At 59.2% G+C, this 22,704-nt stretch carries 23 protein-coding genes; 6 read left to right on the forward strand and 17 right to left on the reverse strand.

The annotated features are described in order from the left end of the window. Positions 1-9: 9 nt before the first annotated feature. Both lysA and ACRZ94_RS17045 read left to right on the forward strand, forming a co-directional pair. A complete protein-coding gene (lysA, locus tag ACRZ94_RS17040) occupies positions 10-1,275 on the forward strand; it encodes a diaminopimelate decarboxylase (RefSeq protein ID WP_480797893.1) in 1,266 nt (421 codons plus the stop codon). Positions 1,276-1,312: 37 nt separating this feature from the next. Beyond that, on the forward strand, positions 1,313-3,856 hold the full coding sequence (locus tag ACRZ94_RS17045; protein WP_480655487.1) for a TIGR02302 family protein: 2,544 nt from the start codon (positions 1,313-1,315) through the stop codon (positions 3,854-3,856). A gap of 103 nt (positions 3,857-3,959) precedes the next feature. Here ACRZ94_RS17045 and ACRZ94_RS17050 read toward each other — a convergent pair whose 3' ends face one another. Beyond that, on the reverse strand, positions 3,960-4,112 hold the full coding sequence (locus ACRZ94_RS17050) for a hypothetical protein (RefSeq protein WP_480655485.1): 153 nt from the start codon (positions 4,110-4,112) through the stop codon (positions 3,960-3,962). A gap of 170 nt (positions 4,113-4,282) precedes the next feature. Then, a complete protein-coding gene (locus ACRZ94_RS17055; protein ID WP_480797894.1) occupies positions 4,283-5,098 on the reverse strand; it encodes a zinc-ribbon domain-containing protein in 816 nt (271 codons plus the stop codon). A gap of 183 nt (positions 5,099-5,281) precedes the next feature. On the opposite strand from ACRZ94_RS17055, the gene ACRZ94_RS17060 reads away from it, so the two are divergent. The 4 genes from ACRZ94_RS17060 to ACRZ94_RS17075 are packed head-to-tail and all read left to right on the forward strand — an operon-like array spanning position 5,282 to position 8,187. Next, entirely contained in the window at positions 5,282-5,959 is a 678-nt protein-coding gene (locus ACRZ94_RS17060) for a cell division ATP-binding protein FtsE (RefSeq protein ID WP_480655480.1), read from the forward strand. Beyond that, positions 5,956-6,855 carry a cell division protein FtsX gene (locus ACRZ94_RS17065; protein WP_480797895.1) on the forward strand — a complete coding sequence of 300 codons (900 nt, stop codon included), beginning with the start codon at positions 5,956-5,958 and terminating at the stop codon, positions 6,853-6,855. Before ACRZ94_RS17060 ends, ACRZ94_RS17065 begins: the two co-directional genes overlap by 4 nt. Then, a complete protein-coding gene (locus ACRZ94_RS17070; protein WP_480655476.1) occupies positions 6,855-7,595 on the forward strand; it encodes a lysophospholipid acyltransferase family protein in 741 nt (246 codons plus the stop codon). The genes ACRZ94_RS17065 and ACRZ94_RS17070 overlap by 1 nt, the downstream gene beginning before the upstream one ends. Further along, positions 7,582-8,187, forward strand: coding sequence for a pyridoxamine 5'-phosphate oxidase family protein (locus ACRZ94_RS17075; protein ID WP_480655474.1), 606 nt, complete (start codon positions 7,582-7,584; stop codon positions 8,185-8,187). The genes ACRZ94_RS17070 and ACRZ94_RS17075 overlap by 14 nt, the downstream gene beginning before the upstream one ends. Position 8,188: 1 nt before the next feature. Here ACRZ94_RS17075 and ACRZ94_RS17080 read toward each other — a convergent pair whose 3' ends face one another. From ACRZ94_RS17080 to mdh, 15 genes are all read right to left on the reverse strand, one after another. Further along, positions 8,189-9,037: a tellurite resistance TerB family protein gene (locus tag ACRZ94_RS17080; protein ID WP_480797896.1), complete on the reverse strand. Its 849-nt coding sequence runs from the start codon at positions 9,035-9,037 to the stop codon at positions 8,189-8,191. A 151-nt stretch (positions 9,038-9,188) separates the two neighbouring features. After that, positions 9,189-10,577, reverse strand: coding sequence for a dihydrolipoyl dehydrogenase (gene lpdA, locus ACRZ94_RS17085; RefSeq protein WP_480797897.1), 1,389 nt, complete (start codon positions 10,575-10,577; stop codon positions 9,189-9,191). A gap of 57 nt (positions 10,578-10,634) precedes the next feature. Then, positions 10,635-11,027, reverse strand: coding sequence for an MAPEG family protein (locus ACRZ94_RS17090; protein WP_480655468.1), 393 nt, complete (start codon positions 11,025-11,027; stop codon positions 10,635-10,637). A gap of 116 nt (positions 11,028-11,143) precedes the next feature. Continuing rightward, positions 11,144-11,554 carry an MAPEG family protein gene (locus tag ACRZ94_RS17095; RefSeq protein WP_480655466.1) on the reverse strand — a complete coding sequence of 137 codons (411 nt, stop codon included), beginning with the start codon at positions 11,552-11,554 and terminating at the stop codon, positions 11,144-11,146. Beyond that, positions 11,551-12,069 carry a hypothetical protein gene (locus ACRZ94_RS17100; protein ID WP_480797898.1) on the reverse strand — a complete coding sequence of 173 codons (519 nt, stop codon included), beginning with the start codon at positions 12,067-12,069 and terminating at the stop codon, positions 11,551-11,553. Before ACRZ94_RS17100 ends, ACRZ94_RS17095 begins: the two co-directional genes overlap by 4 nt. Before the next feature lie 53 nt (positions 12,070-12,122). After that, a complete protein-coding gene (locus ACRZ94_RS17105) occupies positions 12,123-12,392 on the reverse strand; it encodes a hypothetical protein (RefSeq protein ID WP_480655462.1) in 270 nt (89 codons plus the stop codon). 2 nt (positions 12,393-12,394) lie between these two features. Then, positions 12,395-13,900: a 2-oxoglutarate dehydrogenase complex dihydrolipoyllysine-residue succinyltransferase gene (gene odhB, locus ACRZ94_RS17110; RefSeq protein ID WP_480655460.1), complete on the reverse strand. Its 1,506-nt coding sequence runs from the start codon at positions 13,898-13,900 to the stop codon at positions 12,395-12,397. Positions 13,901-13,903: 3 nt separating this feature from the next. After that, a complete protein-coding gene (locus ACRZ94_RS17115; protein ID WP_480797899.1) occupies positions 13,904-16,861 on the reverse strand; it encodes a 2-oxoglutarate dehydrogenase E1 component in 2,958 nt (985 codons plus the stop codon). 39 nt (positions 16,862-16,900) lie between these two features. Then, entirely contained in the window at positions 16,901-17,605 is a 705-nt protein-coding gene (locus tag ACRZ94_RS17120; RefSeq protein ID WP_480797900.1) for a sulfotransferase family 2 domain-containing protein, read from the reverse strand. A gap of 57 nt (positions 17,606-17,662) precedes the next feature. Next, positions 17,663-18,205, reverse strand: a complete 543-nt coding sequence (locus ACRZ94_RS17125; RefSeq protein WP_480797901.1) for a DUF805 domain-containing protein — start codon at positions 18,203-18,205, stop codon at positions 17,663-17,665. Next, positions 18,202-18,699 carry a DUF805 domain-containing protein gene (locus tag ACRZ94_RS17130; RefSeq protein ID WP_480655452.1) on the reverse strand — a complete coding sequence of 166 codons (498 nt, stop codon included), beginning with the start codon at positions 18,697-18,699 and terminating at the stop codon, positions 18,202-18,204. The genes ACRZ94_RS17125 and ACRZ94_RS17130 overlap by 4 nt, the downstream gene beginning before the upstream one ends. A gap of 121 nt (positions 18,700-18,820) precedes the next feature. Then, the gene (gene sucD, locus ACRZ94_RS17135; RefSeq protein WP_480655450.1) at positions 18,821-19,702 is read right to left on the reverse strand and encodes a succinate--CoA ligase subunit alpha; all 882 of its coding nucleotides are present in this window, start codon (positions 19,700-19,702) and stop codon (positions 18,821-18,823) included. A 41-nt stretch (positions 19,703-19,743) separates the two neighbouring features. After that, entirely contained in the window at positions 19,744-20,133 is a 390-nt protein-coding gene (locus ACRZ94_RS17140; protein WP_480655448.1) for a hypothetical protein, read from the reverse strand. A gap of 6 nt (positions 20,134-20,139) precedes the next feature. Further along, positions 20,140-21,333: an ADP-forming succinate--CoA ligase subunit beta gene (sucC, locus tag ACRZ94_RS17145; protein ID WP_480797902.1), complete on the reverse strand. Its 1,194-nt coding sequence runs from the start codon at positions 21,331-21,333 to the stop codon at positions 20,140-20,142. A gap of 308 nt (positions 21,334-21,641) precedes the next feature. After that, the gene (mdh, locus tag ACRZ94_RS17150; RefSeq protein WP_170353522.1) at positions 21,642-22,604 is read right to left on the reverse strand and encodes a malate dehydrogenase; all 963 of its coding nucleotides are present in this window, start codon (positions 22,602-22,604) and stop codon (positions 21,642-21,644) included. Positions 22,605-22,704 lie beyond the last annotated feature (100 nt).

Below are 22,704 nucleotides of genomic sequence, written 5' to 3' on the forward strand. Positions count from 1 at the left end.
CGCGCGGGTATGGATCACTTTCTCTACCGCGACGGCGCGCTTTTCGCCGAGGATGTCCCGATTTCCGAAATCGCAGCCGCGGTCGGAACTCCGTTTTATGTCTACTCAACCGCAACTCTGCTGCGGCACTTCAAGCTGTTTGATGATGCGTTGGGCGACCTGGATCACCTTGTCTGCTATGCGATGAAAGCGGCCAGCAATCAGGCCATTCTGAAGACACTGGCGCAGGCGGGCGCTGGAATGGATGTGGTCTCGGGCGGCGAATACCTGCGGGCCAAGGCCGCAGGGGTACCGGGCGACAAGATCGTATTCTCGGGCGTTGGCAAGACAGCGGATGAGATTCGCACCGCGCTGACCGGCGGCATCCGCCAGTTCAACGTGGAATCCGAGCCCGAGATGGACGTGATCAACGCGATTGCGCTGGAACTGGGCGTGGTTGCGCCGATCACTGTGCGGGTGAACCCGGATGTGGACGCCAAAACCCACGCCAAGATCGCCACAGGCAAGTCCGAGAACAAGTTCGGCATCCCGATCGCCCGTGCCTCAGAGGTTTACGCCCATGCCGCCACACTGCCGGGGCTGGACGTCATTGGTATCGACGTCCATATCGGTTCGCAACTGACCGAGCTGGAACCGTTCGAGTTGGCCTATACCAAGGTCGCCGAACTGACCGAACAGCTGCGCGCCGAGGGGCACAATATCCGCCGCCTTGATCTGGGCGGTGGGTTGGGCATCCCCTACACCCGCGCCAATGATGCACCGCCGTTGCCGGTGGAATATGGCGCGTTGATCCAGAAAACTCTGGGCCATCTGGGGTGCGAGATTGAAATCGAACCCGGCCGCCTGATCGCGGGCAATGCGGGTCTGATGGTCAGCAAGGTGATCTATGTGAAATCGGGCGAAGGGCGCGATTTCCTGATCCTGGACGGGGCCATGAACGATCTGATCCGTCCTGCGATGTACGAAGCATATCATGATATTGTTGCGGTGAACGAACCCGCGCCGGGCGTGGAACAGCAACCCTATGACATCGTGGGCCCTGTTTGCGAAACCGGCGATACCTTTGCCAAACAGCGCAATATGCCACCGCTTGCAGCAGGTGATCTGGTCGCATTTCGCAGCGCCGGCGCATATGGTGCGGTGATGTCCAGCGAATATAACACCCGCCCCCTGATCCCCGAGGTTCTGGTGCATGGTGATCAATTCGCCGTAATTCGTGAACGCCCAAGCTTTGACGAAATCATAAACCGCGATACCATACCCGAGTGGCTCTGACGCGATGACCGTGCGGGCCTGCTGACGGAGGCCCGCCTTGACCGCAAGACCGACCCTGCCGATACCAAGACCATCCCTGTGGCTGACGCATGCAGGGATGCTCGCTGAGCAGGTTTTGCGCGCGTTTTGGCCCTTTTTCACTGTTTTCATGGCGATTCTGGCCGTTTTGATGCTGGGCTTGCAGGACCTGGTTCGTGTTGAAATGGTCTGGGCGGTTGGTGCCGTGGCGCTGATCGGTCTGGTGGCAGCGCTGGTTCTTGGGATCAGGCGATTCCATTTCCCATCCCGCATCGAGGCGCTGACGCGGTTGGACGAATCCCTGCCGGGACGCCCGATACAGGCGCTGTTGGATGATCAGGCTATCGGGTCGATGGATGCGGATTCAGTCGCGATCTGGCAGGCGCACCAGACACGTATGGCGCAACGCGCGGCGCTGGCCGAGCGGGTTAAGCCTGATCTGCGGCTGGCTGAGCGTGACCCCTATGCTCTGCGATACATGGCCTTGTTGGCGCTGGTGATCGCAGCGTTGTTCGGCTCTTTCTGGCGCATAGGATCGGTCGCAGAGATGGCCCCCGGCGCTGCCGTGGCCGGGCAGGGCCCTAGCTGGGAAGGCTGGGTTGAGCCGCCACGCTATACCGGCTTGCCGACGCTTTATCTGGCGGATCAGACCGACCCGACATTGTCGATCCCGCAGGGCAGTCGCATCACCCTGCGCTTTTATGGTGAGGTCGGCGCGCACAGCCTGACTGAAACCAGCACACCGTTGGGCACGCAGGATGCAGCAGAGCCAGAACAGGAATTTGTCGCTGATCGGTCCGGAGAGTTGAAGATCACAGGCCCCTCGGGCCGTGACTGGGTTTTGGACGTCATTGCCGACACTGCTCCCGCCATTGGCGTTGCCGATGAGGCCGAGTCTGAGGCGGGCGGGCAGATGAAACTGCCCTTTGCGGCCAGCGATGATTATGGTGTTGTGTCCGGCACCGCCACGATCGAACTGGATTTGGCTGCTGTAGATCGGGACTATGGCCTGACCGTGGCCCCCGAGGCGCGCGACGTGATCGAGGTGGAACTGCCGATGCCGATCACCGGCGACCGGGATGATTTCACCGAGGACCTGATCGAAGATTTCTCACAGCACCCTTGGGCGCATCTGCCGGTGCGGATCACGTTGACGGCGCGGGACGCGGCCGATCAGGAAAGCCAGTCCGAGCCATATATGACCAACCTGCCCGCGCGGCGGTTCTTTGACCCGCTGGCAGCAGCGGTGATCGAACAGCGTCGCGACCTGCTGTGGTCGCGCGAAAACGCGCCGCGGGTTGCGCAAATTCTGCGGGCCGTGTCGCATCTGCCCGAGGGGTTCTTCCGCTCGGATACCGCCTATCTGCGGCTGCGCGTGACTTTGCGGCGGCTTGAGGCGTTCACCAAATATGATCTGAAGCCCAAGCAGCAGGAAGAGATTGCGCAGGCCCTTTGGGAACTGGCGATCATCATCGAAGAGGGCACGCTGGCCGATGCGTTGGAACGCATGCGCCGGGCACAGGAACGTTTGTCTGAAGCGATGAAAAACGGGGCCACCGACGAAGAGATCGCGGAGTTGATGCAGGAACTGCGCGAGGCGACGCAGGACTATATGCGCCAGCTCCAGCGTCTGGCGCAGGAAAATGGTGAGTTTGACGATAACCAGCAGGGTCAGAATGGCGAAACCCTGCAAATGACGCAGGATGACCTGCAGCGGATGATGGACCGCATTCAGGAACTGATGGAACAGGGCCGCATGGCCGAGGCGCAGCAGGCGCTGGAAGAGTTCCAGCAGATGATGGAAAACATGCGCGTCACCCAAGGTCAGGGCCAGGGTCAGCAATCCGAAGGCCAGCAGGCCATGGAGGGGCTGGCGGAAACCCTGCGCGAACAGCAGGGCCTGAGCGATCAGGCCTTCCGCGATCTGCAGGAACAGTTCAACCCCGGTGCGCAGGCCGGTGAAAGCGAAGGCAACGAGGGCCGCAATGGTGGTCTGGGCCGGGGCCAGAGCCACGAAGGTCAGGGCGGTCAGGGTCAGGGTTCGGATCAGGCCGAAGGCAATCCGCAGGGGCAGGGATCGCTTGCCGATCGCCAGCAGGCCCTGCGCGACGAGCTGGGGCGCCAGCAGCAAAACCTGCCCGGTGCCGGAACACCCGAAGGTGAAGATGCGCGCGAGGCGCTGGGCCGGGCTGGCCGTGCCATGGATGAGGCCGAAGAGGCGCTGCGTGGCGATGATCTGGCCGAAGCCATAGACCGCCAGTCCGAAGCGATGGAGGCCCTGCGTGAAGGTATGCGATCTCTGGGCGAAGCCTTGGCGCAAAACCAGCAGAACCAGCCGGGTCAGGGCACGCAAGAGGGCGACATGCAGGCCAATAACCGCGATCCGCTGGGCCGCAGCCCGGGATCAAGCGGCTCGCTTTCGACCGATGACAGCCTGCTGCAGGGCGAGGACGTGTATCGCCGCGCCCGTGAGCTACTGGATGAAATCCGCCGCCGCACCGGCGAAACGGACCGTCCGGAGGTCGAACTGGAATATCTGAAACGGTTGTTGGAGCGGTTCTAGGCCCCGGGCTCTTTGCGTTCGCTCGTCTCTCCGACATCAGCGGGGGGACAGACCGGTGGGCGGAAAATGAGTCTATACCGCCCCAAACCCTTTGGAAAGCGTGTCAGACGGATGGCTGGTTCTTGTCCTGGCCTTCGGTTCTTTTCTTTTTGTCCTGATCGACATGCCACTTGATGGCAAAGAACATGCCCACGCCCAGCACAATGATTTTGAACGGAAAAAAGATAAGAGGGAAGAGTTCAGACCAATGAGTCATAGATTGCATCCGCGCTGATGAATGACGCTGTTTTCAGTCAGGCGCGATACGTCCGAATTGTTTCGCACAACATCCGCCATAGTGACGCAGGCGCGCTGTGGCTGGTCGTTCGGTCTGAACGGATTGCGGATGCTCGCGGCTGATTGTACAGCCGCGACACACGCCATTTGTCAGTTCTGTGCTGAGCCCGAGGTCTGAGCCTCAAGCCAAATGCGGGCCTGATCTACCATTGAAACATAGGGCTCAAGGATCGGGTCGGCCTGCGGGACTGCCTCGCTGATCTGCTGGGCGTTGCCGTAGATCAGCACCAGCACAATTCCGATGATAAGGATCAGGGCAAAACCGCGCATAAAGCCACCGGATTTACGCGGCGCCTCGTCCCCGTCACCATCCCCGACCATGATGTCTTCTTTGCGCAACGTTGAATTGATCGCGTCGACATCGGGCAGCGCATCTTTTTGCCCTGCGTCTTGGGCCGTCTCAGATGTTGTCAGCTCTTTGATCGCGCGGTCTGTATCCGGGTCAGGTTCGGCCGGTGTATCCAACGCCAGATCCGGCTGAGTTTCCAGGCTGCTGCCCTCCTGCGCACGCAGGTCCGCCTCGCGGCTTGCTTCTTCCTGCAGGATACTGGCAACGGCGGGGTCGATATTTCCGGTTGCCGCGGGTTTCTCGGTGGGCGGGGCAGGTTCAGGTTCAGGTTCAGGTTCAGGTTCAGGTTCAGGTTCAGGCTGTGGCGTGTCTTTCGGTTTAACCTCGACCTTGATGTCCGTTCCTTTGGACTTGGGCTCTTCAACCGGGGCGGGCTCAGGCTCGGGTGGTGTGTCCTCGGCTACAGGCTGGGCTGCGGCAGGGGCGGGCTGATCCGGGTACTTGGCCTGAAACCAGGTTTTCTCGCAATTCGAGCATTGGACATCGCGGCCCTCTTCCGGGATAACCTCGTCGGGCACCTCGTACTGAGCGCTGCAATTGGGACAAGTAAGACGCATGCTGCCTCCTGGTCGGGCCGCGGCCCCGATAATAGTTTTTTCAGGGATGATATTCCGTTAAGACCTGACCGCAAAGGGTGTTTTCGGTTTCGCGGCATAAGTGTCACCAATTCGACCCGATGCAGGCATTGAAACAACATCCGCGCTCGGGCAAGAAGGGCGGCAACTAAAACGGGGGCCCCTGTGATCGAGCTGGAAAACGTCAGCTATACCTATGGCGGCGGTGAATTGCTGAGTAACGTGTCCTTGCAATTGCAGGCAGGTTCGTTCCACTTTTTGACCGGCCCGTCCGGCGCGGGCAAGACCACATTGCTTAAGCTGTGTTATGGGGCGCTGTTGCCTACATCCGGTCGACTCAGCGCGTTCGAACAGGATGTGTCGGGCCTGGATCGGGATCAGATGGCCCTGTTGCGCCGTCGGATCGGGGTCGTGCATCAGGATTGTCAGTTTCTGGATCACATGACGGTGGCTGAGAACGTAGCCTTGCCGCTGATGGTGTCGGGGCGCGCCGAATCCGCGCAGCCAGATGATCTGAGCGAATTGTTGTCCTGGGTCGGCCTCGGCGCGCGTCTTGAGGCGCGCCCACCGGAACTGTCGGGGGGTGAGCGTCAGCGCGCCGCACTGGCCCGCGCGGTTATCCTGTCGCCGGATGTGGTTCTGGCGGACGAACCGACAGGCAATGTGGATTGGGAAATGTCGCAACGTCTGCTGCGGTTGCTGGTCGAGTTGAACAAGATGGGCAAAACAGTGCTGATCGCTACCCATGACCTGAGCCTGATCCGCGCCGCCAAAAGCCAGGTTCAGGCGCGGGTGCTGCGCATCTCGCAACGTCAGGTGCAATTGGCGGGGGCGGATTTATGAGCAAAGGGATGATCCGGAACCTGCTGCAACGGGATACACGGGCGGACAAGGTTGTGCCGCCCACCGGCTATACGGCGCAGCTGACGCTGTTTGTCTCGGGTGCGATGGCGTTTCTTGCCGTGTTTGCGCTGGCGTTGTCGTTGGCTTCGGGGCGGTTGGCCGACCGATGGGCCAGCGAATTGGCCGGGGCGGCCACCTTGCGGATCAATGCGCCGGCAGATCAGCTTGCGGCTCAGACCGAGGCGGCACTGACAGTGCTGCGCCAGACCCCCGGCATCGCATCGGCCCGGGCCCTGACGGCCGAAGAACAGGCCGCACTGCTGTCGCCATGGTTCGGCCCTGACTTGCCGCTTGAGACGCTGCCCATCCCGCAACTGATCGAGATTGTCGAGGGTGAACCCGGTCTGGACGCCACTGGCCTCCGCCTGCGTCTGGGGGCCGAGGTACCGGGCGCGGTATTGGACGACCACACCCGCTGGCGCGAGCCGTTGGTGGATGCGGCGATGTCGCTGCGGCGGCTGGGCTGGATTTCGATCCTGCTGATTGGTGGCGCGACGGCGGCAATGATCACGCTGGCCGCGAATGCCTCGCTGGCGGCCAACGCGCAGATCATCGGCGTCCTGCGTCTGATCGGTGCGCGAGATGGCTTTATTGCCCGCGCCTTTGTGCGGCGGTTCACCTATCGCGCCTTTTTTGGCGCCGTTGTCGGCGTGTTGCTGGGCATGACCGGGGTGCTGCTGCTGCCCGAGGCCTCGGATGAGGGCGGGTTTCTGACTGGTCTGGGTTTTCAGGGATTGGGCTGGCTCTTGCCCGCGTTGATCCCGGTGCTGGGCGCGACCGTTGCCTTTCTGGCCACCTGGACCGCCGCCAGCCGTAAATTGAAGGAACTGTCGTAATGGCTCTTGCGCTTCAATGGATACGCTCACTGATCTTCATGATCGTGATTTATGTCTGGATGCTGATCCTGGGCATTGTCTTCGCCCCCTACGCCCTGTTCGCCAAGCGCGGCGCACGGCAGGCGTGCAAGACCTATGCAGCCACCACAATGTGGCTGGCCCGCTGGATGATCGGGCTGCGCACCGAGGTTCGCGGTACTCCGCCCGTAGATGAGGTGGTCATCGGGGCCAAGCATCAGTCCTTTCTGGACATCATTATGATTTTCAACGCCGTACCTCAGGCCAAGTTCATCATGAAGAAAGAGCTGATGTGGACGCCGATTATCGGGATTTACGCCAAACGTCTTGGTTGCATTCCGGTGGATCGGGGCAAAAAGGGCGCGGCGGTGGCCAAGATGGTCAAGGATGTCGCAAAAGAGTTCTCCGAGCCCGGACAGCTGGTCATCTACCCGCAGGGCACGCGTGTGGCACCCGGATTGTGCAAGCCCTATAAGGTCGGGACAGCAGTTTTGTATGAGGGGCTTGGCTTTCCCTGCGTTCCGGCTGCCACCAATGCGGGTGTCTTCTGGCCCCGCTCGGGCATTCTGCGCAAACCCGGCTTGGCGATTGTCGAATTTCTTGACCCTATTGAACCGGGCGTCGGGCGGGATGATTTTCTAAGCCGTTTGGAAGACGACATCGAAACACGATCCAATGCCTTGATGAAAGAAGTGGGGTTCAATCCGGATGGAATTCATTGAAGATATCGAAACGCTCGAGTCGCTTTACGGAACCACCGCAGCCCCCGCGCTGCGCAAAGTGGCGTTCAGCCTGACGCCTCTTTATCGCAAATGGATCATGGCCTCGCGTCTGTGCATCCTCAGCACCGTGGGCCCTGAAGGAACCGATGGCAGCCCGCGCGGTGACGACGGCCCGGTGGTGGCAGAGCTTGACCCCAAAACGCTGGCCATGCCGGATTGGCGGGGCAACAACCGCTTGGATTCCTTGCGTAACATCGTGCGTGATCCGCGCGTGTCGTTGATGTTCATGGTGCCGGGATCAAACAACGTGATACGGGTAAACGGTACCGCACGGCTGACAACCGATACTGACCTGCGGGCCCGGTTCGAAAAGAACGGAAAGCTGCCCGCTACAGTCGCTGTGATCGAGATTTCCGAAATTTATTCGCAATGCGCCCGTGCACTGCTGCGCGCCCGGACCTGGAGCGGTGATGATGAAACCTCGGACCTGCCCACCATGGGTCAGATTTTGGCCGAGGCATCAAATGGCGAAGAAGGCGGCGCGCACTACGACGCAGAATGGGGAGCGCGCGCCGCTAAAACGATGTGGTAGGTCAGGCCGGTTGCGCGGTCATGGCCGCGAACATCGCTTTGACTTCGTCCATGTTAATGCCCAATCCACGCGCCAGTTTTTGGACAAAGACCGTCTCGTCCCGATCCAGATTGCCGTCCGCAGCGGCGATCATCAGGGTGGCTTGCAGGACCATCCGCTTTTGGTCGAACGTCAACCCGGTTCCAAAGGCTGCAAACTGCGCGTCGGTCGGTTTGGCCTCGGCCATTTCGAACATACGGCGAATGCGCGCCTCATCAAAGCTTTCGCCTGTGATCTGTTTGGCGATGCCCGCCATGGTGGCAATCTCGGACGGGTCCAAACGGCCATCTGCTTTGGCAGCGTGACACATGGCATCCATCGCCTGCAGGGCGGCCGGGTGAACGGTTCCGATTTCAGAGTGACGCTGAGCTTTGCGCTTGGATTGTCCGGCTTTCTTCAACCCGGCAAAGATCAAAAGCACGACAATTGCACCCAGCCCCCAAAAGCCCGAGATCATATCAGTACGCGACATGACCGGCTGGTCGGGCAGATCGGCGGGAAAATCACCCAGTGTCTTGCCCAGCGTCACATCATCCGCGTCCAAAGGGTAGTAGCTGTCGCTGTCGCAGCTGTTGGGTGCCATGACGTAGCCGATCGAGCTGCGCCAAACACCTGCAAACATGATGTGGGTCTTCTTGGTGAGATGGCACAATGACAAAGCTTGCCCGGAATTGTCCGTGATCTCGGTCGGGGTAATCAGGCTCATTTCTTCCGAGGTGCCCCAGACACCGCCGCCGCGCGCGGCCTGTGCATCCTGACCAGTGAATAGGGTGACTAAAAGCGCTGCCGCGCACAGGAATACAAATCTCATAAAAGCCTCAATCGATTTCGTTCTCTAAATGCCGGTTCGAACCAGACACGTTCTCGAAATCAACCTTAACGTGAGCAAAAATAAGCCTGTACAAGGGCAGAAAAAAGGCGGGCCTTGAGGCCCGCCTTTCAGGTGTTTCTTTGCAGCTTAATCAGCTGTGGATCGGTCCATCGCCACAGGCCAGCGCGGCTTCGCGCACGGCTTCGGAATAGGTCGGGTGGGCGTGACAGGTCAGGGCCAGATCCTCGGCTGAGGCGCCGAATTCCATGGCGACACAGACCTCGTGAATCAAATCGCCCGCTGCCGGGCCGATGATATGGGCCCCCAGAATGCGGTCGGTTTCCTTGTCGGCCAGAATCTTGACGAACCCATCAGCGGCAAAGTTCGCCTTGGCGCGGCCATTGCCCATGAACATGAACTTACCCACCTTGTAGGCGCGGCCAGCAGCCTTGAGCGTCTCTTCGGTTTCGCCCACATTGGCGACCTCGGGCCAGGTGTAGATCACGCCCGGGATGACGCCGTAATTCACATGACCATGCTTGCCTGCGACCTGTTCGGCAGCGGCCATGCCTTCGTCTTCGGCTTTGTGAGCCAGCATCGGGCCCTCGGTTACGTCACCGATGGCATAGATGCCGGGCACGTTGGTCTGCCAGTCGCTGCCGACCTTGATCTGACCGCGCTGCGTCATTTCAACGCCCAGAGCCTCAAGGCCCAGCCCGTCCGAGAAGGGCTTGCGCCCGGTGGCGACCAGAACGGTGTCGGCGTCGATCACATGTTCGCTGTCATCTTTGCGCAGCTTGTAGGTCACCTTGGCCTTGGTCTTGGTGGCTTCGGTCTTTTGCACCGCCGCACCCATGACAAAGTTCAGGCCCTGTTTCTTGAGAATACGCTGGAAGGTCTTCTGCACCTCGGGGTCCATGCCGGGCGTGATCACGTCGAGGAATTCGATCACCGTCACCTCAGCGCCCAGACGCTGATAGACCGAACCCAATTCCAAGCCGATCACGCCTGCGCCGATGACGACCATCTTTTTCGGGATTTTGCCCAGTGACAGCGCCCCGGTCGAGGTCACAACGACTTTCTCATCCACTTCAACACCGGGCAGCGACGCCGGTTCCGAGCCCGAGGCGATGATGATGTTCTTGGCGGTATGGACCTCATCACCGACCTTGACCTGACCGGCAGCTGGGATCGAGCCCCAGCCTTTCAGCCAATCGATCTTGTTCTTCTTGAACAGGAACTCAATGCCCTTGGTGTTGCCTTCGATCGTTTCCTCTTTGTAGGCCTGCATCTGCTTCCAATCGACCGAGGGGCTTTTGCCCTTCAGACCCATCTTGGCAAAGTTATGTTCGGCCTCGTGCAGCTGATGGCTGGCGTGCAGCAGCGCCTTGGACGGGATACAGCCCACATTCAGACAGGTGCCGCCCAGGGTCTCACGCCCTTCGACCACAGCGGTTTTCAGGCCCAGCTGGGCGCAGCGGATGGCACAGACATAGCCGCCGGGACCGGCTCCGATTACGATGACGTCATAGCTGGACATAAAGGGCACTCCTTGGTGTGTCTTGGCCGCGCCTTAAGGGACGCGGCTATTCAGGCTCTACAGAGCTTGCAGGTAAAGATAAGCCGTTGCGAGGAAACCTGCCAGCCAGACAATGGTGCGCAGGAACGGAACGGGGATGGCAAAGGCGTAGATCGGTACAAAAGCGATCCGCGCGATCAGAAAGATTTGGGCGGCCAGCAGGGTGCCGCCGGTAAAGGCGTCTTTGGCCGACAGGATCAGAATGGCAGGCGCAAACAGGGCCAGCGCCACAACTGAATTGGCAAGGGCCCGTTCGACGCGCCCCGCGACGCCGGTCAGCGGGGGCATATCATCGCGTGCACCGCCCAGCGTCATAAGCCCGACCTGAGACATGGCAGTCAGAACGTTCACCAGGATGACAACAATGACCACAAGGCCATAAAGGGCAAGAATCGAAAGCTCGGAAGACATGATGGGTATCCTTTTCTATCTCGTTTCCAGTCTTGCGGTTATCATCTTGTCAGTGGTGCAACAGGGCGAGACGGGGGTGGTTCACGCCCAATTGCTGATTTGTGTACAAGGCCGCATCAGAACAACGCGACCAGAAGCATCAAGGTTGTGGCCAGAAACCCGGCAAACCAGATAACGCTGCGCCACGGTTTTAGCCCATAGTAATAGGCCGGGACATAGGCGACACGCGCCAGCAGGTAAATCCACGCACAGCCCGCAGTAAAACCGGTTGCCTGCCCGGATAGGGTCACGACCGTACATGCTATCGCGAACAGGATCAGCCCCTCAAAGTGGTTGTTCATGGCGCGATACAACCGCGCCGTCCCATCAGACAGCTGATCCTCAAGCGATCCGCCCAAACGGCTTCGGTCCCGTGCGGACATGGTTTTCCCCGGCCCCAGTTCGATATTGGCCGGGATGGCCATCAGGGCGAACTGAAAGACCTGCAGCAAAGCCGCAAGGGTCAGGGCCGTGAGTTCCGGTGTCATACGGGTGCATCCTTTTCGGCCAGAACCGCAACGTCTTCCCACCTTTTTAAAAACAGTTGACCCGGGATAATTAACAAGGTGATCATAAAAAATGCACCTAGAAAGTTGGGTTCTACGCCTTTTCGAGCTTCACTGTAGTAAGACAGACCGTCCATGCGGGTTACCAAGTAAGCCCCTAGGAATGCAGAAAGAAAAAAAACGGGCGCGCCCAAAAGAAAAAATCGTTTGTATCGACCTTTTCCAGTGAAAAAAAGAAGTGCGCTGCACTGTTTGCATTCATGCGCAGCGAATTTGTTCCATCCCTTGCCCGGATTAGTTCGTTCCATGCGAGAGAAAGGTTGGATAGTTGCGCATTCAGGACAGCGAATGCCTGCAAGTCGCGACATGAAGCCTGGGTGTGCCCCGGGCTTTAGATGGCTGATTGCGTTTACTTTGCTGTCCCGCATCTTGTATTGCACTTTCGTTCTTCCAAAAGGTTCTGATTGAAAAAGGCATATCTCTGCTTCTAGATACACCTGATTTTCTCAACCCATCCCGTTCAGTTTGGTTGGCACAGATTCCAAGGTGGTTACACCGGCGACAGCACCTTGATCTGGATATGCGTCACGCCGCCACGTTCGTGGTGCATGGCCAGTTCCTCGGATTCCAGAAAGCTGAGCGCGCGGTCCAGATCGCGGATCTCGAACAGAGCGACGGCATGGTCTTTCTGCTCGGGGTCGCTCCAGATGTGGAGGTCGCGGATACCCGCGGCCTCGCGCACCTTGCGGTCTTCCCGGAACACGGTCAGCCAGGCGCTGAAATCGGCCACATCGGCCTGCCATAATACATGCGTTGCCATGATTACAGATCCATCAGCAGGCGGCGCGGATCTTCCAGCGCCTCTTTCACGCGGACAAGGAAGGTCACAGCCCCTTTGCCATCCACGATCCTGTGGTCATAGGACAGCGCCAGATACATCATCGGGCGGATCACCACCTGACCGTTAATCGCCATCGGACGATCCTGGATCTTGTGCATGCCCAGAATACCCGATTGCGGGGGGTTCAGGATCGGCGAGGACATCAGCGAGCCGTAGACACCGCCGTTCGAGATGGTGAAGGTGCCGCCCTGCATTTCAGCCATGGACAACTTGCCGTCACGGGCGCGCTTGCCTTTTTCGGCGATGGCTTTTTCGATCTCGGCAAAGGACATGCTGTCCGCGTCACGGATCACCGGAACCACCAGACCGGTCGGCGTACCGGCGGCGACGCCCATATGGACGAAGTTCTTGTAGACGATATCGGTGCCGTCAATCTCGGCATTCACCTCGGGCACTTCTTTCAGCGCGTGGCAGCAGGCTTTGGTGAAGAAGGACATAAAGCCCAGACGGACACCGTGTTTCTTCTCGAACTGGTCCTTGTACTGGCTGCGCAGGGCCATCACCTCGGTCATGTCCACCTCGTTGTAGGTGGTCAGCATGGCGGCGGTGTTCTGGCTGTCTTTCAGGCGTTTGGCGATGGTCTGGCGCAGGCGGGTCATCTTGACGCGTTCTTCGCGCGCGGCATCGTCAGCGGCCACAGGCGCACGTGGCGCAGGGGCCGGTGCCGGAGCGGCAGCCGGTGCGGGCGCTGCTGCCGTGGCGACCGCGCGGGCGACGTCTTCTTTCATGATGCGACCGTCACGGCCTGTGCCGGTGACCTGACCTGCGGACAGACCGGCCTCGGCCATCGCTTTCTCGGCGGATGGCGCATTGGCAACGTCCTTGCCCGTGGCCGCAGCCGCTGGGGCTGCAGCAGCTGCCGGAGCTGCTGCCGGGGCTGCAACAGCGCCCGAGCCTGAGATGACGGCCAGCTTGGCCGTGGCATCCACGGTGGTACCTTCGGGTGCAGTGATTTCGGCCAGAACGCCGGCGGCAGGGGCCGGAACCTCGACCGAGACCTTGTCGGTTTCCAGCTCACACAGCATTTCGTCCTGCGCGACCGCATCACCCACCTGTTTGAACCAGGTGGAGACGGTCGCCTCGGTCACGGATTCACCCAGCGTGGGAACCATCACATCGACGCTGCCGCCTTCGGCCGCTGCCGGCGCCGCTGCCGGAGCTGCTGCCGCTGGGGCAGGGGCTGCGCCTTCGCCTGCGGTGATGGTGGCCAGCAGGGCATCGACACCTACGGTTTCGCCTTCGGCAGCGACGATCTCGCCCATCACACCGGCAGAGGGGGAGGGCACTTCGACGGTTACCTTGTCGGTTTCAAGCTCACAGAGCATCTCATCCACGGCCACGGCATCGCCGGGTTTCTTGAACCACGTCGCAACCGTGGCTTCGGTGACGGATTCGCCAAGCGTGGGAACACGAACTTCAATGGTCATCGTTTACTTTCCTTCGATGCTCAGCGCTTCGTTCACGAGCGCCTCTTGTTGGGCTTTGTGTTGGCTGGCCAGACCCGTCGCGGGCGAGGCAGAGGTGGCGCGCCCGACATAGCGAGGCCGCGTGTGTTTGGCCTTGATGCGGGTCAGGACCCATTCGATGTTGGGTTCGATAAAGGTCCAGGCCCCCTGGTTCTTGGGTTCTTCCTGACACCAGATGATCTCGGCGCCTTTGAATCGCTCAAGTTCGTTGATCAGCGAATGCGCCGGGAACGGATAGTATTGCTCGATCCGCATCAGGTAGACGTCGTCGATACCACGCGCGTCGCGCTCTTCCAGCAGGTCGTAGTAAACCTTGCCCGAGCACATCACGACCCGTTTGATCTTGTCGTCCTTGACCAGCTTGGTCTCAGAATTTCCGTGTTGGGCATCGTCCCACAACACGCGGTGGAAGCTGGAGCCGGTGGTGAAATCCTCAGCCGTGCTGACGGCCAGCTTGTGGCGCAGCAGCGATTTCGGCGTCACCAGGATCAGCGGCTTGCGGAAGGTGCGGTGCAGCTGACGGCGCAGGATGTGGAAATAGTTCGCAGGCGTCGTACAGTTCGCCACGATCCAGTTGTCCTGACCGCACATTTGCAGGAACCGCTCCAGACGCGCGGATGAGTGTTCGGGGCCTTGCCCTTCGAACCCGTGCGGCAGCAGCGTGACCAGACCAGACATGCGCAGCCACTTGCTTTCGCCCGAGCTGATGAACTGGTCGAACATGATCTGTGCGCCGTTGGCAAAGTCGCCAAACTGCGCTTCCCACAGGGTCAGCGCGTTGGGTTCGGCCAGCGAATAGCCATATTCGAACCCTAGCACCGCGTATTCCGACAGCATCGAGTCGATCACTTCGTATTTCGATTGTCCATCGCGGATGTTGTTCAGGGGGTAATAGCGTTCCTCAGTCTCCTGATGGATAAACCCCGAATGACGCTGGCTGAACGTCCCGCGCGTGGCGTCCTGACCGGACAGGCGCACCGGATAGCCTTCGGTCAGCAATGAGCCGAACGCCAAAGCCTCGCCGGTTGCCCAGTCAAAGCCCTTGCCGGTTTCGAACATCTGTTTCTTGTGATCCAAAAGACGCGCAACGGTTTTGTGTACCGCGATGTCGTCCGGCGCATGGGTCAGTGCCTTGCCGACCTCGGCCAGCGTCTCAGGCGCGATGGCGGTGTCGCCGCGGACGTATTCCTCTTTGTTTTTGTCCAGATGCGACCAGCGCCCGTCCAGCCAGTCGGCCTTGTTGGGTTTATAGTCTTTGCCGGCCTCAAACTCATCATTCAGATGGGCCTGGAAGGCGGCCTTCATATCCTCGATCTCGCCCTCGGGGATCAGACCGTCCTGAACCAGACGCTCGGTGTACAGAGACAGCGTGGTCTTATGCGTCTTGATCTTCTTGTACATGATCGGGTTGGTGAACATGGGCTCATCGCCCTCGTTGTGACCAAACCGACGGTAGCAGAAGATGTCGATAACCACGTCCTTGTGGAATTTCTGACGGAACTCGGTCGCGACCTTGGCGGCGTGAACCACCGCCTCGGGGTCGTCACCATTCACGTGGAAGATCGGGGCTTCAACCATCAGTGCAATGTCTGTGGGATACGGGCTGGAGCGGCTGAAATGCGGCGCGGTGGTGAAACCGATCTGGTTGTTCACCACGATATGCATGGTGCCGCCGGTTTTGTGGCCGCGCAGGCCGGACAGGCCGAACCCCTCGGCCACAACACCCTGACCGGCAAAGGCCGCGTCACCGTGCAGAAGGATGCCCATCACGGCCGTCCGGTCGGTGTCGTTCAACTGGTCCTGCTTGGCGCGGACCTTGCCCAGCACGACGGGGTTCACCGCCTCAAGGTGGCTGGGGTTGGCGGTCAGCGACAGGTGTACGCTGTTGCCATCAAACTCACGGTCGCTGGAAGCGCCGAGGTGGTATTTCACGTCGCCCGAGCCGTCCACGTCCTCGGGCTTGAAGCTGCCGCCCTGGAATTCGTTGAAGATCGCCCGATAAGGCTTGCGCATCACGTTGGCCAGAATGTTCAGACGGCCCCGGTGCGGCATGCCGATAACGATGTCACGCACACCCAGCGCGCCGCCGCGCTTGATGATCTGTTCCATCGCGGGGATCAGAGCCTCACCCCCGTCCAGACCAAACCGCTTGGTGCCCATGTATTTCACGTGCAGGAATTTCTCGAAGCCTTCGGCCTCGACCATCTTGTTCAGGATGGCTTTGCGGCCTTCCTTGGTAAAGGCGATCTCTTTGCCGTATCCCTCGATCCGCTCTTTCAGCCAGGCGGCCTGTTCGGGGTCCGAGATATGCATGTATTGCAGCGCGAAGGTGCCGCAATAGGTGCGCTTCACGATCTCGACGATCTGGCGCATGCTGGCCATCTGCAGGCCCAGCACGTTGTCGATAAAGATCGGGCGATCCATGTCGGCTTCGGCAAAACCATAGGTTTTTGGGTCCAGTTCAGGATGGTTGCTGGCAGCGCGCATGCCCAGAGGGTCCAGATTGGCGGCCAGATGGCCCCGAATACGATAGGCCCGGATCAGCATAAGCGCCCGCAGACTGTCGAGAACCGCGCGTTTGATCTGGTCTTCGCTGACCGCGACACCCTTGTCGGCGGCCTTTTCCTTGATCTTCTTGCCCGCAGCCTTGGCGTCAATCTCGGCCCATTCCCCGGTGAGTGCACCCGTCAGGTCATCGGCCGGCATCGGAGGCCAGTCGGTCCGCGCCCAAGACGGCCCCTCGGCCTCTTTCTGAACATCCGGCGAGGCGTCGCCCATAGCCTTGAAGAACTCGGCCCAGGCGGCATCCACCGCACCGGGGTTCTTGGTGTATTGGGCATAAAGCTGCTCCAGATACTCGGCATTGTGCCCCTGCATGAAGCTTGAGGCGTGAAACGCGGAATTGGGTGTATGTTCAGTCATATGCGAACCTCGAATGGGCTGGCGGTTTCGGTGTTGGTCTTAGTCTTGCGGTAGATCGGGGTAGCCAATTTTGTTGAATACCCAGGCCATGTGTTGTCGGACGATATCTATTGTTTCCGTGTCGAAATAGTCTGACACAGGAATGCCTTTCCGGCGATCTTTCATTGATTTGTCATGGCCCAGCTTAAAACTGTCTTCGGGCAGGCCAAAACTGGCGAAGAGGTCTTTCAGATCATCAGCCAGATGCTCTTTGCGGATAAACCGATCAATGATCACGTGATTGTCGATGGACACAATGGGCCAGTCGATCGACCAGGTTCGGGTTCGAATAAACGCCCGGAATTGTTCCAGCTCAGTCTCCCAATCTTCGGATGGCAGGTTTTTCTGATGTTTCGCAAAGTGAAATTGCGACACCGCCCGGTCGAAAGGATTTCGGACATTGGCGATCTTTGTATAGCTGTCGTACAGCTTGGGCCCAAGGTTTGCGCGGCCCTCGCTGGCAGGCATGTGATTGCGCCACGGATATTTGTAGCGACGCCAGAATTGCCAGGCCGGATAGGGATCACCCGGAATCATGCCTCTGGCCCCGACGATCCCGTACTTCGAGATCCGAACGACGCCATCGGGCAACTCACCCAGCCCGGGTTTCTCGCACAGCGGCTGCAGGGCTTTCTCGGTCGAGGTGCCCGCCGTTTTTGTTGTCTTCATGTAGACAAACTTGTGCTTGTGACACACCAGAACCATGTCAGAGGACCTTTCCGGTTTGCGCGAGTCTGGCTGTGATGTGCGGTCGTTGAGCGGTCATGAAGTCACTTCGTAAGGGTTGGGACCATATTTGTTTGTGCCGGGTTCGCTGGGGCGGGTCAGCCACCACAGCACCAGCAAGGGTGAGATCATCAGGATCAGTAGGGTCGGAATCACGATCAGCAGCGTGGCGCGCGTGAACAGGATGTCCAGACTTCCGCCGTGTTGAAAATGCGAGGCGAAACCGATGCCGAAAACGAGCACAGCCAATGCCCCAAGGATCAGCAGGATCGGCAACAAGGCATAAAGCCCGCTGCGCCCGGTATCATGCATCCGCCGCCACGCGACCGCCAGATGTGGGAGGAATACGATCAGGGTCACGATGGACTGCACCGGCCCCGAGGATGTAGCAGAGACGGATTTCACTTCGTCGCTCTGGCTGACCGAGACTTGAGTGAAGAACTGCCAGTCGATGATCCCGGCGATAAAGCTCCAGATCACGATGAACAGGAAAAAGAACCAGTATTCGGGCCGCGAGGCACGGCCTGAGAAGGTGAAGAATTTGGAGAAACAGGTGCGGATTGCGTTAGAGAAGGTCATGATGGCAACGCTCTGCTCGGCGCTCCAAACCGGTTTTCCCCTGAATCGGATGCGACGAGCATCATGCCAATGATGCTGGATGTGACCATCACACTCACTATTAGAGATGCCACATATGCTGGCAAAAGGGTCAAAAAAGCCAGGATGAGCCAGAGAATTGGCCCACCGACAAGCAAGCTGAACCCAAGGAACAACTGATATCCAAGCCAGCAGAGGATTATCGGCATGAAAGGAAAAATGGCCTGATAACCTTCTTCACCAGTGTCTTGGAGTCTTCGACTCATCGCTGAAATCAATGGTAGTGAGGCCATCATCACAATAAACAGTTGTCCAATTCCCCAGTTTAGGGAAACGCGCCAATCAAAATACAGCGCGACAAAAATGGGCACAACAGAAGCAACAGGTGCGAACCACCAAAACTCGGCGCGCGAAGCTCTGCCTGAAAAGACAACAGCTTTGCGAAAGCCGGTCGATATGGCTTGCTTTGGTCCCATTAGCACTCACTCGCCCGGCGGCAACGCCGGGCAGCGCCCGACCCTCCCCCCGGGAGGGCGCTTGCAGCGCCCACCCAGGGTCGGGCGCTGTCCTCAGCGCCTGTGGAGAGTCGGCCTGCCATCAGCCAATCGCTTCCAGCACAGCCTCACCCAGCGTCGCGGGGCTTTCGGCCACTACGATACCGGCCGAGCGCATGGCTTCGATCTTGTCCTCGGCACCGCCCTTGCCACCGGCGACAATCGCGCCCGCGTGGCCCATGCGGCGGCCCGGAGGGGCTGTGCGGCCTGCGATGAAACCGGCAACCGGCTTTTTGCGGCCCTTCTTGGCTTCATCCGCCAGGAACTGCGCGGCTTCTTCTTCGGCCGAGCCACCGATCTCACCGATCATGATGATCGAGTGGGTCTCGTCATCGGCCAGGAACCATTCCAGCACGTCGATATGCTCGGTGCCCTTGATCGGGTCGCCGCCGATGCCCACACAGGTGGACTGGCCCAGACCCACATCGGTGGTCTGCTTGACGGCCTCATAGGTCAGAGTGCCCGAACGCGACACAACACCGACCGAGCCGCGCTTGTGGATGTGGCCGGGCATGATGCCGATCTTGCAGGCGTCGGGCGTGATGACACCGGGGCAGTTTGGTCCGATCAGACGCGATTTGGAGCCTTCCAGCGCGCGCTTGACCTTCATCATGTCCAGAACCGGGATGCCTTCGGTGATGCAAACGATCACCTCCATCTCGGCATCAATCGCCTCAAGGATCGAATCCGCGGCGAAAGGCGGCGGAACATAGATCACCGATGCGTTGGCTTCGGTCACATGCTTGGCCTCGTGGACCGAGTTGAACACGGGCAGGCCCAGATGGGTCATCCCGCCTTTGCCGGGGGTCACGCCGCCGACCATCTTGGTGCCATAGGCGATGGCCTGTTCAGAGTGGAATGTGCCCTGCGAGCCGGTAAAGCCCTGACAGATCACTTTGGTATTTTCGTCGATGAGGACTGCCATTTTAGGAGTCTCCTGAAATTGCCGCGCCATAGGCGCGAGTGTTAAGCCTCCGAGGCGATAACCGCCCCTCCAAGTTTTTTTCCTTCGGCCTTGCCGCCATGGGAGTGGTGTAGTCGAATAACTTCAAAAAGATCTGAGTCATTTGATTCAACAAACACTGACTCTACTTTGGCTCGACGCATAGACTTTTCGATTTCGTCCATTGCATCCCTCCAGTGATCGTAGAAACCCAAGTCTCGGTAGAGGTTGCCGGATTGTCTGATAAGCGCTGCGGACACAGGGCCATCATTCAAATTGCAAACTTCACGCATTTGGGAAACGTAGATTGTGTCTGTTCGATTTGGGTCGGCCAGCCGGTTTTCTTTCACCACAAAGACAATAATGACCAGTGCAGCGAAGGCTAACAGGGCGATGGCTTCTCCCACTCCCATTTTGACTTAACCCTTAACCGCCTTCACGATCTTCTCGGCACCGTCTTTCAAGTTGTCCGCCGCGATCACGTCCAGGCCAGAGGTGTTGATGATCTCTTTGCCTTTTTCGACATTCGTGCCTTCCAGACGCACGACCAGCGGAACCTGCAGGCCGACCTCTTTCACCGCAGCCACAACGCCCTCGGCTATGACGTCACAGCGCATGATGCCGCCGAAGATGTTGACCAGTATGCCTTTGACCTGCGGGTCCGAGGTGATGATCTTAAACGCCTCGGTCACTTTCTCTTTGGTCGCACCGCCACCTACGTCGAGGAAGTTGGCAGGCTCGGCCCCATAGAGTTTGATGATGTCCATGGTGGCCATCGCCAGACCGGCACCATTGACCATGCACCCGATCTCACCATCCAGTGCGATGTAGTTCAGGTCGTATTTGGAGGCTTCGAGTTCCTTAGGGTCTTCCTCGGTCTCGTCGCGCAGCTCGGCGATGTCGGGGTGGCGGTAGACCGCGTTGCCGTCAAAGCCGACCTTGGCGTCCAGCACTTTCAGGTCGCCCTTGTCCGAGATGATCAGCGGGTTGATCTCCAGCATCTCCATATCCTTCTCGACGAAGGCGGCATAGAGCTGGCTCATCAGTTTGACACATTGCTTGACCTGTGCCCCTTCGAGGCCCAGCGAGAACGCGATGCGGCGACCGTGATAGGGCTGATAGCCCGTGGCCGGATCAACCGAGAAGGACAGGATTTTCTCAGGTGTGGCTGCGGCCACTTCTTCGATGTCCATGCCGCCCTCGGTCGAGCAGACAAAGGAAATCCGGCTGGTCTGGCGGTCCACCAGCAGGGCCAGATACAGTTCGCGTTCGATGCCCGATCCGGCCTCGATATAGATGCGGTTGACCTGCTTGCCTGCGGGGCCGGTCTGATGGGTGACCAGGGTGCGGCCCAGCATCTTTTTGGCTTCTTCCGCCGCTTCTTCGACCGATTTGGTCAGACGGACACCGCCTTTTTCACCGGCGTCGGTTTCCTTGAAAGAGCCCTTGCCGCGCCCACCTGCGTGGATTTGCGCTTTGACAACCCAAAGGGGGCCATCCAGTTCACCGGCTGCGGTTTTGGCTTCCTCGGCGCGCAGAACCGCGCGACCTTCGGAGACCGGAGCGCCATAGCTGCGAAGAAGAGCCTTGGCTTGGTATTCGTGAATGTTCATCGAAATTGTCCCGTCTGACTACGATTAAACCGTTATAGGGGGTTCTAGGGGACAAGTTTAAAGGCTTTTTTGACGGCAAAGCGCTTTTTCACGAAGATTTTCTGTATTTGTGATCACAGGTTTTCAGCGTGTGATCACAAAATCATGACACACCTAAGCGATGATTCGAAATGTAAGGAATGTGGTTTGGAAAAAGGGGTTTCCGACGTTTGCGCCAACATTCACGACGCGAAATGGGTGCGGGTCTGTGTAAAAGAAAACCGGCCCTGGAAAAGGCCGGTTCCCGTCGTCTCAGTAATACGAAAAGCTTAGGCCAGCGAGCTGTCGATGCCTTTGCACGCCTCGATCAGGCCCTTCACGGCGTTGACCGAGTTGTCGAATCCAGCCTGCTCTTCTTCGTTCAGCTTGATGTCGACGACGCGTTCGATGCCGCCTGCGCCGATCACGGTGGGGACGCCGACATACATGCCGTCAACACCCAATTCGCCGTTGCAATAAGCAGCGCAGGGCAGAACGCGTTTCTGGTCTTTCAGGTAAGCTTCGGCCATTTCGATCGCCGAGGTGGCCGGTGCATAGAAAGCCGAACCAGTTTTCAGCAGGCCAACGATTTCGGCACCGCCATCACGGGTGCGCTGAACGATGGCGTCCAGTTTTTCTTGCGTGGTCCAGCCCATCTCGACCAGATCAGGCAGCGGGATACCGGCAACGGTGGAATACCGCACCGACGGAACCATCGTGTCGCCGTGGCCGCCCAGAACAAAGGCGGTGACGTCGCGCATCGAGACGTTGAATTCTTCCGACAGGAAATGCGCGAAACGGCCCGAGTCCAGAACGCCTGCCATGCCGCAGACCTTGTTGTGTGGCAGGCCCGAGAATTCGCGCAGAGCCCAAACCATCGCGTCCAGCGGGTTGGTGATGCAGATCACGAATGCGTCGGGGGCGTTGGCGGCGATGCCTTCGCCGACCGACTTCATGACCTTCAGGTTGATGCCCAGCAGGTCATCGCGGCTCATACCCGGTTTGCGGGGGACGCCGGCGGTCACGATGCAGACGTCGGCACCTGCGATGTCCTCATAGGACTGTGTGCCTTTCAACTTGGCATCAAACCCTTCGGAGGGGCCGGATTCCGCGATGTCCAGCGCTTTGCCTTCCGGGGTGCCTTCGGCGATGTCGAACAGGACGACGTCACCCAGTTCTTTCATTGCAGCGAGGTGGGCGAGCGTGCCGCCGATCTGACCTGCGCCGATCAGCGCGATCTTGGGTCTGGCCATGTTGAATGTCTCCGATGGATTTAGAAATCGCGGATGTGCTAGTCGCTAAAGCGGCAATACGCAAGGGTTCTGCGACGTGGCATACAACCGCATACCGTTG

The sequence above is a fragment of the Ruegeria sp. CH10 genome (assembly GCF_056537125.1).

Bases quoted from the DNA above. Each gene is read 5' to 3' on its own strand.
- ACRZ94_RS17080 (WP_480797896.1), bottom strand. From the start codon at position 9,037: ATGAGATTTGTATTCCTGTGCGCGGCAGCGCTTTTAGTCACCCTATTC.
- ACRZ94_RS17130 (WP_480655452.1), bottom strand. From the start codon at position 18,699: ATGGGACCAAAGCAAGCCATATCGACCGGCTTTCGCAAAGCTGTTGTC.
- ACRZ94_RS17075 (WP_480655474.1), top strand. From the start codon at position 7,582: ATGGAATTCATTGAAGATATCGAAACGCTCGAGTCGCTTTACGGAACC.
- ACRZ94_RS17140 (WP_480655448.1), bottom strand. From the start codon at position 20,133: ATGGGAGTGGGAGAAGCCATCGCCCTGTTAGCCTTCGCTGCACTGGTC.
- ACRZ94_RS17065 (WP_480797895.1), top strand. From the start codon at position 5,956: ATGAGCAAAGGGATGATCCGGAACCTGCTGCAACGGGATACACGGGCG.
- ACRZ94_RS17120 (WP_480797900.1), bottom strand. From the start codon at position 17,605: ATGGTTCTGGTGTGTCACAAGCACAAGTTTGTCTACATGAAGACAACA.
- ACRZ94_RS17125 (WP_480797901.1), bottom strand. From the start codon at position 18,205: ATGACCTTCTCTAACGCAATCCGCACCTGTTTCTCCAAATTCTTCACC.
- lysA (WP_480797893.1), top strand. From the start codon at position 10: ATGGATCACTTTCTCTACCGCGACGGCGCGCTTTTCGCCGAGGATGTC.
- ACRZ94_RS17095 (WP_480655466.1), bottom strand. From the start codon at position 11,554: ATGACACCGGAACTCACGGCCCTGACCCTTGCGGCTTTGCTGCAGGTC.
- lpdA (WP_480797897.1), bottom strand. From the start codon at position 10,577: ATGTCCAGCTATGACGTCATCGTAATCGGAGCCGGTCCCGGCGGCTAT.
- sucC (WP_480797902.1), bottom strand. From the start codon at position 21,333: ATGAACATTCACGAATACCAAGCCAAGGCTCTTCTTCGCAGCTATGGC.
- ACRZ94_RS17070 (WP_480655476.1), top strand. From the start codon at position 6,855: ATGGCTCTTGCGCTTCAATGGATACGCTCACTGATCTTCATGATCGTG.
- ACRZ94_RS17105 (WP_480655462.1), bottom strand. From the start codon at position 12,392: ATGGCAACGCATGTATTATGGCAGGCCGATGTGGCCGATTTCAGCGCC.
- odhB (WP_480655460.1), bottom strand. From the start codon at position 13,900: ATGACCATTGAAGTTCGTGTTCCCACGCTTGGCGAATCCGTCACCGAA.
- sucD (WP_480655450.1), bottom strand. From the start codon at position 19,702: ATGGCAGTCCTCATCGACGAAAATACCAAAGTGATCTGTCAGGGCTTT.
- mdh (WP_170353522.1), bottom strand. From the start codon at position 22,604: ATGGCCAGACCCAAGATCGCGCTGATCGGCGCAGGTCAGATCGGCGGC.
- ACRZ94_RS17050 (WP_480655485.1), bottom strand. From the start codon at position 4,112: ATGACTCATTGGTCTGAACTCTTCCCTCTTATCTTTTTTCCGTTCAAA.
- ACRZ94_RS17115 (WP_480797899.1), bottom strand. From the start codon at position 16,861: ATGACTGAACATACACCCAATTCCGCGTTTCACGCCTCAAGCTTCATG.
- ACRZ94_RS17055 (WP_480797894.1), bottom strand. From the start codon at position 5,098: ATGCGTCTTACTTGTCCCAATTGCAGCGCTCAGTACGAGGTGCCCGAC.
- ACRZ94_RS17090 (WP_480655468.1), bottom strand. From the start codon at position 11,027: ATGTCTTCCGAGCTTTCGATTCTTGCCCTTTATGGCCTTGTGGTCATT.